Origin of the sequence: Roseateles sp. SL47 (assembly GCF_026625885.1) — a bacterium.
Taxonomy (GTDB): Bacteria; Pseudomonadota; Gammaproteobacteria; order Burkholderiales; family Burkholderiaceae_C; genus Roseateles.
This window is the reverse complement of the sequence record NZ_CP113068.1, coordinates 1319107-1334154: the sequence shown is the minus strand read 5'-3', so window position 1 is coordinate 1334154 and position 15048 is coordinate 1319107. Positions and strand designations below refer to the sequence as shown.

General features: G+C 62.9%; 17 protein-coding genes and 2 pseudogenes. 11 read left to right on the top strand and 8 right to left on the bottom strand.

What is annotated here, in order from left to right; translation table 11 throughout:
• The first annotated feature begins 104 nt into the window (after window positions 1–104).
• On the top strand, window positions 105–680 hold the full coding sequence (locus tag OU995_RS05855; RefSeq protein WP_420714815.1) for a chemotaxis protein CheW: 576 nt from the start codon (window positions 105–107) through the stop codon (window positions 678–680).
• A 56-nt stretch (window positions 681–736) separates the two neighbouring features.
• Here OU995_RS05855 and OU995_RS05850 read toward each other — a convergent pair whose 3' ends face one another.
• On the bottom strand, window positions 737–1693 hold the full coding sequence (locus tag OU995_RS05850) for a quinone oxidoreductase family protein (protein WP_267834602.1): 957 nt from the start codon (window positions 1691–1693) through the stop codon (window positions 737–739).
• A 95-nt stretch (window positions 1694–1788) separates the two neighbouring features.
• Here OU995_RS05850 and OU995_RS05845 point away from each other — a divergent pair, with 95 nt between their 5' ends.
• The 5 genes from OU995_RS05845 to OU995_RS05825 all read left to right on the top strand — a co-directional run bounded on the left by OU995_RS05845 (window position 1789) and on the right by OU995_RS05825 (window position 5440).
• Entirely contained in the window at window positions 1789–2643 is an 855-nt protein-coding gene (locus OU995_RS05845) for an AraC family transcriptional regulator (protein WP_267834601.1), read from the top strand.
• A gap of 450 nt (window positions 2644–3093) precedes the next feature.
• Window positions 3094–3525, top strand: a complete 432-nt coding sequence (locus OU995_RS05840; protein WP_324288711.1) for a MerR family transcriptional regulator — start codon at window positions 3094–3096, stop codon at window positions 3523–3525.
• Window positions 3526–3537: 12 nt separating this feature from the next.
• Window positions 3538–3897: a hypothetical protein gene (locus tag OU995_RS05835; RefSeq protein WP_267834598.1), complete on the top strand. Its 360-nt coding sequence runs from the start codon at window positions 3538–3540 to the stop codon at window positions 3895–3897.
• 68 nt (window positions 3898–3965) lie between these two features.
• Window positions 3966–4592, top strand: a complete 627-nt coding sequence (locus OU995_RS05830) for a FimV family protein (RefSeq protein ID WP_267834597.1) — start codon at window positions 3966–3968, stop codon at window positions 4590–4592.
• Window positions 4593–4792: 200 nt separating this feature from the next.
• Window positions 4793–5440 carry an MBL fold metallo-hydrolase gene (locus OU995_RS05825; RefSeq protein WP_267834596.1) on the top strand — a complete coding sequence of 216 codons (648 nt, stop codon included), beginning with the start codon at window positions 4793–4795 and terminating at the stop codon, window positions 5438–5440.
• 20 nt (window positions 5441–5460) lie between these two features.
• Here the strand turns inward: OU995_RS05825 and OU995_RS05820 are convergent, their stop codons facing one another.
• Window positions 5461–6438, bottom strand: a complete 978-nt coding sequence (locus OU995_RS05820; protein ID WP_267834595.1) for a M48 family metallopeptidase — start codon at window positions 6436–6438, stop codon at window positions 5461–5463.
• A gap of 230 nt (window positions 6439–6668) precedes the next feature.
• On the opposite strand from OU995_RS05820, the gene OU995_RS05815 reads away from it, so the two are divergent.
• Window positions 6669–7214, top strand: coding sequence for a flavin reductase family protein (locus OU995_RS05815; RefSeq protein WP_267834594.1), 546 nt, complete (start codon window positions 6669–6671; stop codon window positions 7212–7214).
• Window positions 7215–7277: 63 nt separating this feature from the next.
• Here OU995_RS05815 and OU995_RS05810 read toward each other — a convergent pair.
• A pseudogene (locus tag OU995_RS05810) lies at window positions 7278–7541 on the bottom strand (IS630 family transposase); the annotation flags it as partial.
• On the opposite strand from OU995_RS05810, the pseudogene OU995_RS05805 reads away from it, so the two are divergent.
• Window positions 7527–7658 (top strand): annotated as a pseudogene (locus OU995_RS05805) (transposase domain-containing protein); the annotation flags it as partial. The pseudogenes OU995_RS05810 and OU995_RS05805 overlap by 15 nt on opposite strands.
• A gap of 200 nt (window positions 7659–7858) precedes the next feature.
• On the top strand, window positions 7859–8194 hold the full coding sequence (locus OU995_RS05800; RefSeq protein WP_267834592.1) for a hypothetical protein: 336 nt from the start codon (window positions 7859–7861) through the stop codon (window positions 8192–8194).
• Between the two features lie 39 nt (window positions 8195–8233).
• Here OU995_RS05800 and tnpC read toward each other — a convergent pair whose 3' ends face one another.
• The 3 genes from tnpC to OU995_RS05785 all read right to left on the bottom strand — a co-directional run bounded on the left by tnpC (window position 8234) and on the right by OU995_RS05785 (window position 10588).
• Complete coding sequence (gene tnpC / locus OU995_RS05795; protein WP_267833239.1) at window positions 8234–9790, bottom strand: IS66 family transposase; 1557 nt, start codon at window positions 9788–9790, stop codon at window positions 8234–8236.
• A gap of 76 nt (window positions 9791–9866) precedes the next feature.
• Window positions 9867–10199: an IS66 family insertion sequence element accessory protein TnpB gene (tnpB, locus tag OU995_RS05790; protein WP_267833238.1), complete on the bottom strand. Its 333-nt coding sequence runs from the start codon at window positions 10197–10199 to the stop codon at window positions 9867–9869.
• Window positions 10196–10588, bottom strand: a complete 393-nt coding sequence (locus OU995_RS05785; RefSeq protein WP_267833237.1) for a transposase — start codon at window positions 10586–10588, stop codon at window positions 10196–10198. Before OU995_RS05785 ends, tnpB begins: the two co-directional genes overlap by 4 nt.
• A 122-nt stretch (window positions 10589–10710) precedes the next feature.
• Between OU995_RS05785 and OU995_RS05780 the strand changes: the two genes are divergently transcribed.
• Window positions 10711–11031, top strand: coding sequence for a hypothetical protein (locus OU995_RS05780; protein ID WP_267834591.1), 321 nt, complete (start codon window positions 10711–10713; stop codon window positions 11029–11031).
• 813 nt (window positions 11032–11844) lie between these two features.
• Here the strand turns inward: OU995_RS05780 and OU995_RS05775 are convergent.
• Entirely contained in the window at window positions 11845–12873 is a 1029-nt protein-coding gene (locus OU995_RS05775; protein ID WP_267834590.1) for a methionine synthase, read from the bottom strand.
• Window positions 12874–12915: 42 nt separating this feature from the next.
• Window positions 12916–13908 (bottom strand): DUF1852 domain-containing protein, encoded by a 993-nt coding sequence (locus tag OU995_RS05770; RefSeq protein ID WP_267834589.1) that lies wholly within the window; start codon window positions 13906–13908, stop codon window positions 12916–12918.
• A gap of 98 nt (window positions 13909–14006) precedes the next feature.
• Between OU995_RS05770 and OU995_RS05765 the strand changes: the two genes are divergently transcribed.
• Window positions 14007–14993 (top strand): LysR family transcriptional regulator, encoded by a 987-nt coding sequence (locus tag OU995_RS05765; RefSeq protein ID WP_267834588.1) that lies wholly within the window; start codon window positions 14007–14009, stop codon window positions 14991–14993.
• Window positions 14994–15048: the final 55 nt, after the last annotated feature.

Sequence of the window (15048 nt, the reverse complement as noted above, 5' to 3'; positions counted from 1 at the left end):
GCCTTTTGGGCGTGAATGCGTTGCACAGTTCGGGTATGCCGGCGGCGAAGGAAGCCAACGACCTTCAGCAGTCATTCCACCGCAACTTCACGAGCACCACAGCCATGCAAACCGCTCTTCAACAGCTCCCGGCCTCTCACGCGTCGGACGCGCTGGTCGCCCATTCCACCGTGCCCTCGCGTGCGGCGGAACGGGCGCCGGTCGCAATGCCGCGTGAATTCCTCAGCTTCCGTCTGGGTGCCGAGGAATACGGCATCAACATCCTGACGGTTCAGGAGATTCGCAGCTATGAAGCGCCCACCCGCATCGCCAACGCGCCGGCGTTTGTGTTGGGTGTGGTGAATCTGCGGGGCGTGATCGTGCCGATCATCGACCTGCGCCTCAAACTGGGCTGCAGCAGCGCTGAATTCAATGACTTCACCGTCGTGATTGTGTTGTCGGTGCTGGACCGCGTCATCGGCGTGGTGGTCGATTCCGTGTCCGACGTGCTGGAGATCCAGCCCAAGGACATCAAGCCGGCCCCCGCGATGGCCAGCGCCGTGGATGCCAGTCACATCATGGGCATGGGCTGCCTGCGCAACGGCGATGAGCAACGCCTGTTGATCCTGACGGACATTCAGGCCTTGATGCAGAGCCCGGAGATGGGTCTGTTCAATGCTCCGCCCACGCTTCTGTCTTGAGCGCTCGCCCAGCGAATCAGTGAAATCGGCGGTGCGTGCCCCCTGGCCGCACGCAATCAGGGACGCAAGACGATGCGCTCACGCGAATCGTTCATGGCCCATGCCTGCGTGACCTCCGCCAATGGCACGTTCCGCGTGGCGATCTGAAGCCGCGCCGTGGGGGCAGAGGCCAGCACGTTCTTGATGGCTGCGAGCAGCCGCGGCATCGGCACGCTCCCAATGCCACTTCCCATCAGTTGCAGGGGAGATGAACGCAGTGCGGCGCCTGGAAGCTCGATGCTGGCACCGCTTGCTGCGCCGATCTGTACCAACCGGACCGGGACGCCGGCCGGGCCCGACTGAACTGCGGCCGAGATCAGCGCCTGCACACTCGGGCCCCAGAGGTAGTCCAGCACCACGTCCACCCCTTGTTCAAATGCCTGCCTGAGCGCCGCTTGCAGGGGCGCTTCCTCCTGCGCCAGTGACACCACCACGTCAGCGCCCAGAGACTTCAATGTGTTCAAAGTGGCTGGGTGGCGCCCAGTGGCGATGACCTTGCCAGCACCCAGGTGTTTGGCAATCTGAACCGCCAGTTGGCCGGAGATGCCGGTGGCTCCATTGATGAGCACCGTTTCTCCTGCACGCAACTGGGCGCGCTCCCTCAGGGCGGCCCAGGAAGACATGCCCGGGATTGCCATGGCGGCGGCGGCGCCGTCCTCCAGCTCATCCGGCAGCTCAATGCATTGCTCCGCCCTGACAACGCAATACTCCGCCATGGCGCCATAGGGTGGGGCGGGCATCAGGAAATACACGCGCCGCCCATCCTCACGCACACCCACGCCGTCAACGCCAGCCACCAAAGGAAGGGGCGCCTTCGCGCTGTAGTGCGTGCCTGAAGCCCGACTTCTTGTGATTTGGCTGATGGACGCAGCGCTCACCCGGATGAGGTGCTGGCCCTCCGCCGGAGTGGGGTCAGGGAATTCCGCGTAAACGGGAGGGAGGGGGCCGAACTGGGTGACGACGGCAGCTTTCATGGTGAACCTTCCAAAGGTCTTGAGACGCTTCATTCTTGAAGCACACCCAAAAACTGCGGTAATGTCGTTACGCCAACAAATGTTGAATTTGAGCCATGGGAAAACCATCAGCGTTCTCGTTCACTGCTGCGGCACCGGAGCTGCCGAATGCGGAGCTTCAGGCGCTGAGCAACTCCAAGGGGCCCTCGGTCGTTGCTGTCTGGCGAGAGACTCGGCCGGGCGCCCGCTTTCCGCTCGGCCCACGTGAAACCGACTGGCACAGCCATCTGCGCGGGCAGTTGTTTTGCGTCGTCAGCGGCTTGATTCACGTGCGCACGCGCCACGGTTCATGGATGCTGCCGCCGAATCGGGCAGGCTGGATACCACCGGGGGAACCGCATTCGGCCAGCATCGCCGGAGCGATGAGTGGCTGGATGGTCTTCGTCGCCCCGAAGGCCAGCCACCAGCTCCCGGACAGGCCCTGTGTCATCAGCGTGAATGCGCTGACGTCGCAGCTGGTCCAGCGGGTGGCGATGGGGACGGAACAGAGGTCTCAACAGCCGCAGCATCGCCGGATCGCGGCGGTGCTGCTGGATGAACTGTGCCGATCACCGCAAGAACCGCTGCACTTGCCGATGCCCAGGGATCGACGCTTGTTGCGCATTGCGCGTGCGTTCATCAGCGAACCTGGCGACCGGCGCACCCTGGTGCAGTGGGCCGAATGGGCCGGCATGTCTTCTCGCACGCTGAGCCGTCTCTTCATGGCGGATCTGCAGGTGAGCTTTGCGCAGTGGTGCCAACAGGCCCGGCTGGTCCATGCACTGGAGCGGCTGGCCGAAGGTGAGGCGGTCGCCAGCGTCTCGGATGCGCTGGGCTACGCCACCCCCAGCAACTTCATCTCGATGTTCCGCCGTAGTCTGGGGCAGTCCCCCCGACGCTATGTCGCCGCCTTGCGGACGCTGGAGCATTGAAGGCGGCGAGGATGCGCTTGCTACACAAGGGTCAGCATTTCGGGCGATTTTTGATGGGGGCAACCGGGGGGCATGACGGTCAGCGGGTGACATGGGCAACTGGATGGCTGAGCCACTGGCGACCGAACGCGGCTGCCTCGTCGTTTAGCCGGCGCTCGTGGAAGGCTCCCTCGCCAGTAAGAACGGACTTCGGTCGAACAGCCGGAATCTGCGGTTGCCGAGGCTCCCTTTGTGACACTGGCGAATCACTACCACCTTTGGCTGATGCTCCTCATCAATATCGATGACTTCAACAGCGATAGGTTTGTGACTATTCACACTCGTTCGTAGCGTTATTCCGCCGTCATAGCGGTTTCCATGTCGTTGATGCTTGCTGAGGCCAGCAAATACGAAGGTTGACACGTAACACAAAGGGCGTAACCTCCCTGGAAAGCGGGAGGGCCCCCTTTCATGCAGGCACATGTCGTTTGTCGACGGACCGGCTGCTTGGCTGCGGTACTCAAGGAATGGGTGCGCTGCGGCGTGGTTGTTCCGGTGAGCGGCCCTCAAGGCTCGGGAAACCATGCGGTCTACGACGATGCCAACCTCATCGCGGTAGGCGTGGCTTGTCACTTCAGGGAGCTGGGTGTGCCCCTGACCCGATTCGCGGGTCAATTCCAGAAGATGCATGCCATGCTTCGAGGATGTTCTTCACTTGAATGGCGCGGCCAATACATCGTTTTTTCTGTCGACGGGCCTGCGCTCGTACGCTTCGACGCATTAGGCCAAATACCCGACGCGGCAATCGTGTTGAATCTGGATGAGCTTGCAGTGCGGCTTGTTCCGGTGGACTCTGATCCACAGATCCCTCTGAAGTTCGGTGTGTCCTCCGTAACCTGGTGAGAGGTGCTACCCATGCCCACATTCCTGAGACGGCTGCTCAGTGCGGAACTGTTCATCGGCTTGGCACTGGCTGCCCTTCTGCCGTTTGTGGACTCTGGGATGTGGCAGGTCTTGTCTCCCTTGGCGGCTCTCATCCCCGTTGCCTTGTGCGCCGCGTTCTGGATGCGAGCCCCGTTGGCAGACGTTGCGCTGGGCGCGTACTGCGCAGTAGCCGCTCTGCTTGGGATCGCGTTTGTGAGCGCTCAACTGCTCACGATCCATTCCGTGATCCTCAACGTCACCAGCATATTGGCCATTTCGGAGTCGCTGGTGGCCGGTGCTCTGTTCTTTGCGCTGCGGTCGCGCCAGGCGAGACGTTGGTTCGTGGGGTAGCTCGCTATCCCACTTTGCCTCACACTCCTGAGGCTTAACTCAAGAAGAAGATTCAAGGGGAGGGAAACTTGAAAGAACAGCGCATCTACGCGGGGACAATGACCGTCGTCCTGGATGGACCCGCACTTCACCGGTTGAGCGCGTCGGAAGAGATGCGCATTGCTAGCGAATTTGTCGAGGTGGTTCGTCAGAAGGCTGCCGAGTACACCCAAAAGCGCAACCTTCCACTCGGACTTGATTTCGAGGTGGTCTCCACGCGGGCCGGTTGCGTCTCGGTTCGCCTCAAGGTGTTCATTACCGTGGTTACCACTATCGGCGGAGCCATTGCGGGACTCGTTTCGCTTGCGTCCGTATGGCCAGAGTTGCGTCAAGCGCTGCCGTATATCTTCATGGACGCCGGAAACGCATATCACTGCTTCATAGATAAAAGCGAGACGCACTGTGAGATTTTGCGGGTCACTTTCACGCAGGTGACCAAAGAGCTCTACGAGGTCAAGCAAGGCGACACGCTCACGAAGATCGTTCGAGATGTGTGGAAAGTTGAGCCGAAGCTGCTGAATCAGGTAATGCGCGCTGTTGTGAAGCAAAACCCTTCCGCGTTCGTGAACGGGGACATGAACGTTCTCAAAGCAGGATCAAAGCTCGTCAAGCCGACCGACGAGATGCTCAGAGGGGTCTCTGGCGGGAAGGGTTGAGTCATCGCCGTCCATACATCAAGAGGCTTGATAGTCGGGTTGGGCTGAGCATCAATCGTTAAGGCTGTCAGCAAGGCGAGGTGGACGTGCAGCCGCGAAGAACAGCACGGTCTTTCAGAGACCTCGGAGCGAAATCGCCTGGGCGCGAAGTTTTAGTCTTTATGCTTGTGGTGGAGTCTTTCATCACGAAGTCCAGTCCCATGCCCCTCCACTACCAAGCCGTCCCCGTCACCCCCTTCCAGCAGAACTGTTCCATCGTCTGGTGCGACGCCACCATGGACGCTGCGGTGATTGACCCGGGCGGTGAGGTCGAACGGCTCAAGGCGGCTGCGCAAGCGCTGGGTGTGACGGTCAAGGCCATCTGGCTGACCCACGCGCACATCGACCACGCCGGTGGTGCCGGCCAATGGGCGCGGGAAGACGGCCTTCCCATCATCGGCCCGCATCAGGGCGATCAGTTCTGGATCACCGGCTTGCCGCAGCAATCCGCCATGTTCGGTTTCCCGCCTGCCGAGACCTTCACGCCCACCCGATGGCTGGAGGATGGCGACGAAGTGACGGTCGGCCAGCAGACCCTCACCGTGCGGCACTGCCCGGGCCATACCCCCGGCCATGTGGTATTCCATTCAGCGGCCGCCCAGCGGTGCTTTGTCGGCGACGTCCTGTTCGCCGGCAGCATCGGCCGCACCGACTTCCCGGGCGGCCATCATGAGACGCTCATCCGCTCCATCACCGAGCGGCTGTGGCCGATGGGCGATGACACCGTGTTCATCCCTGGCCACGGACCAGAAAGTACTTTCGGCGAAGAAAAGCGCACCAACCCATTTGTCGGCGGCCGATACGGGTGAGCTGACCGCGCAGCGCCCCGCTACTTGTTGGGCGGTGTCTGCGCCGGTGGCGAGAAACGCTGCGCCGGCTTCTCCGCCCGCGCATACAGGCCTTCCACCTTGGGGAGCGTGCGGCGCATGTCTTCAATCCGCGTCGGGCCTGAGGGGTGGGTGGACATGAACTGGGGTGGCGCGCCCTTGGACGCCTGCGCCATCTTTTCCCACAGCGAAATGCCAGCCGCCGGGTTATAGCCCGCACGGGCCGCCAGCTCCATGCCGACCAAGTCGGCCTCGGATTCATCTTCCCGGCTGAACCGCAGTTTCAGCAACTGCCCGCCGATGCCCACCACGGTGCGGCCCAGATCCCCCAGGCCGAAGAAGGACGACACCAGATCCGCGCCCAGATTGGTGGCGGCGGATTTACCCATCCGCTCACGCGCATGCTCCCGCAGGGCATGGGCGATTTCGTGGCCCATCACCATCGCCACTTCGTCATCGGTGAGCTGCAGCTTGCGCAGGATGCCGTCATAAAAGGCGATCTTCCCGCCGGGCATGCAGAACGCATTGATGTCGGCCGAGATCAACAGGTTCACTTCCCAGCGCCACTGCTCGGCACGGCGGTTCCAGTTGCCGGTGAGCGGAATGATGCGTTGGCCGATGAAACGCAAGCGCTGCACTTGCGGGTCATTGGCAGGGGCCAGCACGCGCTTTTGCTGCGCCTCCTTCATCATGGTGGCGTACTGCTGCTGGCCAGCGGCTTCCACCTGCTCGGCCGACACGAAACGCGTGGCCCAGCTCTCCTTGCCCACGTCCACACCCTCACGGGCCCAGGCCGGCGCCAGCGCCAGGCCGCCAGCGGCACCCAGCAGCCGGGTGAACAGGCGGCGGGACGTTGGAGCCGCGCCAACAGTGGAAGCCCCGGAAACGCGCCGGTCACCGCAGGCGCAGTGACCAAAACCGTGGGACGGTGCGCAAGCGAGGGACGGGTGGCCGTCCGGGCCGAAATCAACATCATCCATGACGACATTCTAGGGAAGCTATGCATCGCTCCGCTGAGCCGAAGGGACCCGCAAACCTTCGCCATCGAGGCCACCTTGGCACGGCGTTGCAGCGCAGCTGGCCACCCGAAGCAGGAGGACGCTGGCCGCAAGCCCTTCTCCCAGCTGATCTGAAGACAAAAATGACGGGTTGGCTGCCACCGCCTGGCCCACATGTGCAGGGGCTTTATCGGGAGGCGACAATACCGCTCATGTCCTTGCCGCCCGCTCCCTCCCCCATCCTGGTCGCCAATGGCCCTGTTGTGGCCCCCTCGTCCCCGCTGGATGCCCAGCAGTTTCGGGCGGCGCTTGGCATGTTTGCCACTGGCGTCACCATCGTGACCGCCCGGGGCGAAGACGGAACCTTGGTCGGGCTGACCGCCAATTCGTTCAACTCCGTGTCTCTCAGCCCGCCGCTGGTGCTGTGGAGTTTGGCCAAACGCGCGGGCTCGATGCCGGTGTTCAGCCGCGGCTCGCATTACGCCATCAACATCCTCGCCGCCGACCAGAAGGACCTGGCCCAACGTTTCGCCACGCGCGACATCGACCGCTTTGCCGGCGTGCGCTGGCGCGAGGGTTGCGGCGGTGCGCCCGTGCTGGAGGGCTGCGCGGCGGTGTTTGAATGTGCCAACCGCAGCCAGTATGAAGAGGGCGACCACGTCATCTTTGTGGGCGAGGTGGAAGCCTGCACACGCATGGAACAGGCGCAGCCGCTGATCTTCCACGGCGGGCGTTATTACACCGAGCTGCCGATCTGAGGCGCCTGACGCCTCGGGCTGGCCTGCCCAGAACCTTGCCGGCAAGGCGGGGGATGACTAGAACTAGTGTCTTGTCCCACTGATACGTGAGCAAAGTCGATGGAGCTTGTCGAGGATGGAGTCTGCCGTAGCGCTCCACTTGAACGGCTGACAGTTCGTGTTGTGTGCGGCGACAAAGTGGTCGATGCGCTGCACGAGTTGCTTGACGCTGGTGAATGAGCCGCAGCGGATGGCCTTGTCGGTGATCAACGCGAAGAAGCGCTCGGCCTGGTTCAGCCAGGAGCTGTAGGTGGGGATGACGTGCATGGGCCAGCACGGCCGGGAGGCCGGGCGGCAGTGGTGATGAGCATGGTGCAGTCGGCGCGCATGTGCGGTCATGAGCCATGGGCCTACCGGCGCGATGTGCTTCAGCGGCTGCCTAAGCCGCTCACCCATGCGATGTGACCAAGGTCAAACGACCGGGCGTTCGGTGGTGGCTACACTGGCACCGCCATAAGCCATCACCACAGCGACCACGGGCAATATGGGGCGCTCCGTCATTCCTGGCCCACTCGGGACAGACACCCGTCAGACAACTTTTTGCGCCGTCCGGGATGCAACCTGGCATTGCGGTGCTGGCCGCGCCAGATGAATGGGATCAGTCCATGTATCTGCATCAGCGCGTGGAGCCTATCGCTTTGGGCGGATTGCCCGATGTGCTGCCAGCAGTGCCACGGCTGGTCTTGCCCACCAGGACTGAGCCGGGCGGCAAGCGCCGCATCACGGCAGGCGAAATCGCCATGTGCGAGCTGATGTTCAAGAACTCGGTGGATTACTCCAAAGTGTGGATTCACAACGAAGAGTTTCTGCCATTCGGGCTCCAACCCGACGATGGCGCGATGACGCCTAATGGGGAGATGTACTTCAACCCGAAGTATGCGTCCGCCGAACACACCTTGACGGCTGCGGTTCGGAATATGGCGCGCATGCCCCGCCCCTGAAACCGTGGGTGGGAATCAGCGTCCAGCGGCGAAGAGGCTTCAGCTCGGTGACCAGCGGTGCGGCAGCAGCTCGTCGATCCGGCTTGCCGGGTGCGTCGGCAAGCGATCCAGCACGTCCTTGAAATAGGCGTACGGGTCGTGCCCGTTGATGCGGGCCGAGTGCAGCAGGCTCATGATGGCCGCCGCGCGCTTGCCCGCTCGCAGGCTGCCGGCGAAGAGCCAATTCGATCTGCCGATCGCGATCGGGCGGATCTGGTTCTCGACCCAATTGTTGGAGATCGGCACGTCGCCGTCGCCCACGAAGTGCGTGAGTTCCTTCCAGCGCTTCAGGCTGTAGTCGATGGCCTTGATGGTCGCGGAGCCGGGCGGCACCAGCTGCCGCTGTGCGAGCAACCATCGGTGGAACACGGCGAGGATCCGTCGTGACTTGCGCTGCCGGATCCTCTGCCGCTCCTCGCTGGTGAGGCTCTCGGCCTGGCGCTCGATGCGGAACAGGGCTTGGTAGAAGCGCAGCGCTTGCTCGCCGACCTTGCTGCCATGGTTGGCCCACAGCTCATGGAACTTGCGCCGGCTGTGCGCCATGCACTGTGCCGACGTCACGCCCTTGTCGACGCAGGCCGAGTAGCCGCTGAACCCATCGGTGACCAGCGTGCCCTTCCAGGCGTTGGGCGTCTCAAGCTGCAGAAAGTCGCGCACGTTCTCGCCGCTGCGGGTCTCGCTGAACTCGAACACCACCGCCTTGACGGGGTTAGTGCTCGGCGTGCAGTACGACCAGATGTAGGCCTTGTGAGTCTTGCCGTTGCCCGGCTTGAGCATGGCCACCGGCGTCTCGTCCGCATGCAGCACCAGGTGGCGCCGCAGTTCGTCGGCCAGGGCCTGCACCAGCGGCTGCAGCTGCGCGCCACAGGCGCCCACCCACTCCGCCAGCGTCGAGCGGGCGATCACGTGGCCGGCCCGCGCGAACACAGCTTCCTGCCGGTACAGGGGCAAGTGGTCCATGAACTTGGCCACCAGCACGTGGGCCAGCAGGCCGGTGGTCGGGATGCCCTTGTCGATCACGTGGGCCGGCACCGGTGCCTGCACGATGCGCTCGCAGCACTTGCAGACCCACTTGCCACGCACGTGGCGCTCAACGGTGAACACGCCGGGCTGGTAGTCCAGCTTCTCGGCCACGTCCTCGCCGATGCGCTGCATGGCCTGGCCGCAACCACAGGCCGTATCCGCCGGCTCGTGCGGCACGTCGCGGCGCGGCAGGTGGGCGGGAAGCTGGGCGCGCTTGGGCGCCTTCTTCTCGTCCTCGTCCTTCTTGTCGGCCTTCTTACGATGACGCTGCAGCTCGACGTCGAGCTCATGGATGTCGGTGTCCAGCGTCTCCTCCAGCAGGCTTCTCTGCTCGGGCGAGAGGGTGCTGGCGAAGCGCTCGCTCGTGGCGGCGAACTTCATCCGCTTGAGGATCGCCATCTCGTGCGTGAGCTTGTCGATGAGCGCCTGCTTGAAGGCGAGCTCGTGGTCACGCTGCTGGACCTGGGCGAGCAGCGACTGCACGGCCTGCCGCGTCTGCGGGTCCAAGGCTTCCAGTTGCTGCGCGCTGATCATGGAGAGTCATGGTGCCGAAGGCAGCGACTCAGCGCATCGGCATATCCCGCAATTGCCCGACCTCGGGCAGCTACGCTCATATCGTGCGGATGATGCCGGCCTCGCCCAGGCGTTGCCAGGGCAGGCCCAGCACCAGCGCGTCGAGCTGCACGCGCGTCAGGCTCAGCGTGCTCGCACCGTCCAGTGGCCACACGAACCTGCCGGCGTTGAGCCGCCTGGCCGCGAGCCACACGCCGATACCGTCGTGCACGAGGACCTTCATGCGGTTGGCGCGACGGTTGGCAAACAGGTAGGCGTGGTGAGGATGCGCGGCACCGAAGATGCCGACCACGCGGGCCAGTGCGGCCTCGGTGCCCAGCCGCATGTCCAAGGGCTGCACCGCCAACCAGACGGCATCGACGCGGATCAACCCAGGACCTCGCGCAGCCAGGCAGCGCTGCGCGCGTCCATCTGCAGCTCGGCCTGAACAGTGGTGTCGCCACGGCGGATCTCCACCGCAACGGTGCTCGGCGCTTGCGTCGACGCTAGTGGCAAGGTGGGCGGCGTCTCCTGCGGCATGGGTAGCTGCACAAACGCCGGCACCACCGCCACAGTGTCGTTGTGTCCACTGCTCGGGGCGCACTCATCGGCCTCTCGAACCCAGCGGCGCAGCATGTTGGCGTTGAGGCCGTTGGCCAGAGCCACCGCCGCCGTCGAGACGCCGGGCTGGCGCGCCAGCTCGATGACTCGCGTCTTGAACTCTTCCGAATGCCGGCGCCAGCTACGCCCAGTCGGTGTCCTCGGTTCCTCTGTGCTCAAGTCTGAAGTGCCCATATGTCCACGAATTTGGTCGTGGACACAAGCATCCAACTCCGGTCACCGGACTTCAAGGTGACTTCGGCGGACGCATACAACCCGAAGCCTTCCTGGAAGACTTTTCGGTGGACAAGCCGGATGACCAGCGATGGTGGTTCATGCACGAAATGGTGCATGTGTGGCAGTACCAGCTTGGATATTGGGTCATGTTGCGTGGGGCGATCCGTATCGGGATTCCCTACGAGTACGAGCTCCAAAAGGGACGCAAGCTCGGCGACTACAACATGGAAGCCCAGGGCAATTTGCTGGCGGACCATTTTGTGCTGAAGCATTTGAACTCGCCAAATCGGGTGATTCAACGTCAGCACGTCCAAGACCTGGCTCTTTATGAAGAGGTGCTCAGTGAATTCCTCAAGAATCCCTCGGACCGCGCGAAACTGCCTTGAGGCCGTCGCCGGCCTGGGGTTGTGCTTGTCGCTGGGCGCATCCTGGGCCAGCTCTCGCATGGGGACGGCAGAGGTGTTGCTGCAGGACGGTCAGGCCTGCTTCAACGTTCCCCCGAAGGATGCCAGGCGTGACCCGGCCGCACGCTTGCAAGTCATTGTCGTGTCGGATGCGTCTAAGAGTAGTCAGGGGATGGATTGGTCAATGAACTTTGATCGGGTCAAAGGGCGAGCGATCTCCTCGGTGAGATGCTTCCCGTATGGCCATGTGCCGGAGGATGCGATGTCGGGACGTGTTCCTCCTCTGGTGGACGGGAAGGCCTATAACGTCTATTTGAATGTCCGAGCGTCGGATCCGTCCGACCCGACGATGGGGTACTCCGCCAACTTCTGCGTGGTGGGGCAGGGGTCGGATCGACGAATCAAATATCTCGTCGTAAACCCGGCCACCGGAGACCCGGGGCGCTGTGAAGGAGCCGCTGGCGCGCCGCGCGTGTCAAGGCATCGACATTGCGATTCAGCCGTACGCGTCCGCCCAAGTCACCTTGAAGTGCTGCAGCCAGGCTTGGATGCTGGTCTCCACGACAACATGAACTGACCCCCAAATGCCGTGGTGATTGGATTGATCTGGCCAGACCATGTCCACAACGGTCATGGCGGCCGTGGATTCGAGCGTGTGGGGCAAGCGGATGGACACGATATTCGCCGATCACAGTTGCGGGGGCGGCCACACTTTTCCGTCCTCCTGCAAGGACGACGGAGACCCGCAGGGTTTTGGGATGAGCGAGCGCGCCCCAAGGCGCCCGAGTCATCCGTTCAGTTCGAGAGTTCGTTGCGGACGATGGCCGCCCCGGCGCTCAAGGCTTCCAGCTTCGCCCGAGCCAGCGTGCGCGAGAGCGGTGCCATGCCGCAGTTGGTGCAAGGGCACAGCTTGTCGGCATCGACGAACTTCAGCGCCTTGCGCAGCGTGGCGGCCACTTCCTCCGGCGTCTCGACCGTTTCGCTCGCCACGTCGATGGCGCCGACCATGACCCGTTTGCCGCGCAGCAGTTCGATCAGGTCCATGGGCACGCGCGAGTTCTGGCATTCCAGCGACACCATGCCAATGCGGGAGGCCTGCAGCCTCGGGAAGATGCGCTCGTACTGCCGCCACTCCGATCCAAGCGTCTTCTTCCAGTCCGTGTTGGCCTTGATGCCGTAGCCGTAGCAGATGTGCACGGCGGTTTCGCACCGCAGCCCTTCAATGGCGCGCTCCAGCGTGGCGATGCCCCAATCGTTGACCTCGTCGAAGAACACGTTGAAGGCCGGTTCGTCGAATTGGATGACGTCAACGCCAGCCGCCTCGAGTTCTCGGGCTTCCTGGTTGAGGATCTTGGCGAATTCCCAGGCCAGCTTCTCGCGGCTTTTGTAGTGCGCGTCGTAGAGCGTGTCGACCATCGTCATGGGGCCGGGCAGTGCCCATTTGATCGGCTGCCGGGTCTGCTTGCGCAAGAACTTGGCATCCTCGACGAAGACGGGCTTCGATCGAGACACCGCGCCCACCACCGTCGGCACACTCGCGTCGTAGCGATCACGGATCCTGACGGTCTCGCGCTTCTCGAAGTCGACGCCGTCGAGGTGCTCGATGAAGGTCGTGACAAAGTGCTGGCGCGACTGCTCGCCGTCGCTGACGATGTCGATGCCCGCCGATTGCTGCTCCTGCAGCGACAGGCGCAACGCATCACGCTGGCCTTCGGCCAGTTCATCGCCTTGCAATTTCCAGGGGGACCAGAGCTTCTCGGGCTCAGCGAGCCAGGAGGGCTTGGGCAGGCTGCCGGCGGTCGAGGTTGGCAAGAGTTTTTTCATCGTCTTCAACGCGTTTGTGTTTCTGATGGACGGATGAGTCAGTCAGTGCACCTGGTCAGCTGCCAGCTGCTCCAGCACCGTCCGGTAGGGCTTGATAAATTGCTCCTCGGCAAACTTGGCCTGCTCCAGCGCCAGGCGGCTGCGCTCCTCACGGTCGTAAACGATCTGGGTTACCGAATGGTCGGGGTTCCTCAGGTTGGGCCGGTAGCAGGCGCCCGCGACGGAATTGGCGTTGTAGATCTCGGGCCGATAGATCTTCTGGAACGTCTCCATCGTGCTAATGGTGCTGATGAGCTCAAGGTTGGTGTAGTCGTTGAGCAGATCGCCGACAAAGTAGAACGCCAGGGGTGCCACGCTGTTGGGTGGCATGAAGAAGCGGACCTGCAAGCCCATCTTCTCGAAGTAGCGCTCGGTCAGGGATGACTCGTTGGCCAGGTATTCAAGGCCCAGCACGGGATGCTCGTTGCCCGCGCGGTGGTAGGTCTTGGAGTCAGACACGCTTAGGCAGATGACCGGCGGCTTGGTGAAACTCTGCTTGTAGGCCTCCGAACGGACGAAGTGCTGGAAGAGCTTTCCGTGCAGGTCGCCAAAGTCGTCGGGAATGCTGAACGCCGCCTGGTTCTTGTTGTGTTGCAGCAGCAGGACACTGAAGTCGTAGTCCCGCACATAGGAGGAGAAGTTGTTTCCGACGATGCCCTCGGTGCGCTTGCCGGTCCGCTTGTCGATGATGTGGGTCTTCAGAATTTCAATCGCGGGGACCGAGTCACCCTCGTTGTTGGCACCGATCTTCATTTCAACGGAAATGATTTCGAGATCAACGGCGTAGCGATCGCCTTGAGGGTTGTCCCAGTACGCCAAGGCATTGAACCGGTTGTTGATCATCTGCAGGGCATGGCGGAGATTCTCCTGGCGCCTCTGCCCGCGGGCCAGGTTGGCGAAATTGGTGGTGATGCGGCTGGTTGCCGACGGGCGGTAGTGCTCGTCGAAGCAAATGCGCTTGATGGCGAATGCAAGCGGTGGGTTCGTGGCGGACATGGCGTGATGGCTTCCGAGGACCGGTCAATGACGGCATCCTAAGCAGCCCAATCCATGACGTAAAATGGCTTTTTCTCAGTATTCCATCGATATCATTCATGATTGAACGCTCGCACCTCGCCGTGATCCAGGCGGTGGAGCGCCACGGCACGCTGACCGCCGCTGCCGATGTGCTCTGCGTCACCCAGTCCGCGCTGAGCCATGCGATGAAGAAGCTCGAAGACAACCTGGGCACGCAGATCTGGCTGCGCGAAGGGCGGACCTTGCGGCTGTCGCAGGCCGGCGAATACCTGCTGGCGGTGGCCAACAGGATCCTGCCGCAGCTGGAGCTGGCCGAGGCGCGTGTGCGCCAGTTCGCGGCGGGCGAGCGCGGAACACTGCGGATCGGCATGGAGTGCCATCCTTGCTACCAGTGGCTGCTGAAGATCGTCTCCCCCTACCTCGCCGGCTGGCCCGACGTCGATGTGGACGTGAAGCAGAAGTTCCAGTTCGGCGGCATTGGCGCGCTGTTCGGCTACGAGATCGACCTGCTGGTGACGCCGGACCCGCTGTTCAAGCCAGGCCTGCACTTCGAGCCGGTGTTCGATTACGAGCAGGTGCTGGTGGTGAACAGCCAGCATGCCCTGGCCGACGCCGCCTATGCCCAGCCACAGCATCTGACCACCGAAACGCTGATCACCTACCCGGTGGACATCGAGCGGCTCGACATCTACACCGAGTTTCTGATGCCCGCCGGCATCTCACCGCGCCGCCACAAGTGCATCGAGACCACGGACATCATGCTGCAGATGGTCGCCAGCGGCCGTGGCGTGGCGGCCCTGCCGCGCTGGCTCGTCGAGGAATATGCCGAACGACTGGACGTCGTGCCGGTGCAGCTGGGCAAGAAGGGTGTTGCCAAGCAGATCCACCTGGGCGCCCGCGACAGCGAATTGCACATCGACTACCTGAAGGCCTTCATCGAACTGGCGCGCAACGGTATCGCCGCTGAGAACAGCGCAACAGCGCCGCCATCGATGGCAAGTGCCCCACCGAAGCCTCGTGACGAGCGGCCAGTGAATCGGCGCAAAGCAGCCCCTCGTGGCTGACCGTTACTCGTGTGCCGCCATTGGAGGCTCTGATCGCAGTTGGCCGCTCCCGCTG

Excerpts from the sequence above, each read along its gene's own strand:
- OU995_RS05855 (WP_420714815.1), top strand. The coding sequence starts at position 105 with ATGCAAACCGCTCTTCAACAGCTCCCGGCCTCTCACGCGTCGGACGCG.
- OU995_RS05850 (WP_267834602.1), bottom strand. The coding sequence starts at position 1,693 with ATGAAAGCTGCCGTCGTCACCCAGTTCGGCCCCCTCCCTCCCGTTTAC.
- OU995_RS05845 (WP_267834601.1), top strand. The coding sequence starts at position 1,789 with ATGGGAAAACCATCAGCGTTCTCGTTCACTGCTGCGGCACCGGAGCTG.
- OU995_RS05840 (WP_324288711.1), top strand. The coding sequence starts at position 3,094 with ATGCAGGCACATGTCGTTTGTCGACGGACCGGCTGCTTGGCTGCGGTA.
- OU995_RS05835 (WP_267834598.1), top strand. The coding sequence starts at position 3,538 with ATGCCCACATTCCTGAGACGGCTGCTCAGTGCGGAACTGTTCATCGGC.
- OU995_RS05825 (WP_267834596.1), top strand. The coding sequence starts at position 4,793 with ATGCCCCTCCACTACCAAGCCGTCCCCGTCACCCCCTTCCAGCAGAAC.
- OU995_RS05820 (WP_267834595.1), bottom strand. The coding sequence starts at position 6,438 with ATGGATGATGTTGATTTCGGCCCGGACGGCCACCCGTCCCTCGCTTGC.
- OU995_RS05815 (WP_267834594.1), top strand. The coding sequence starts at position 6,669 with ATGTCCTTGCCGCCCGCTCCCTCCCCCATCCTGGTCGCCAATGGCCCT.
- OU995_RS05800 (WP_267834592.1), top strand. The coding sequence starts at position 7,859 with ATGTATCTGCATCAGCGCGTGGAGCCTATCGCTTTGGGCGGATTGCCC.
- tnpC (WP_267833239.1), bottom strand. The coding sequence starts at position 9,790 with ATGATCAGCGCGCAGCAACTGGAAGCCTTGGACCCGCAGACGCGGCAG.
- OU995_RS05775 (WP_267834590.1), bottom strand. The coding sequence starts at position 12,873 with ATGAAAAAACTCTTGCCAACCTCGACCGCCGGCAGCCTGCCCAAGCCC.
- OU995_RS05770 (WP_267834589.1), bottom strand. The coding sequence starts at position 13,908 with ATGTCCGCCACGAACCCACCGCTTGCATTCGCCATCAAGCGCATTTGC.
- OU995_RS05765 (WP_267834588.1), top strand. The coding sequence starts at position 14,007 with ATGATTGAACGCTCGCACCTCGCCGTGATCCAGGCGGTGGAGCGCCAC.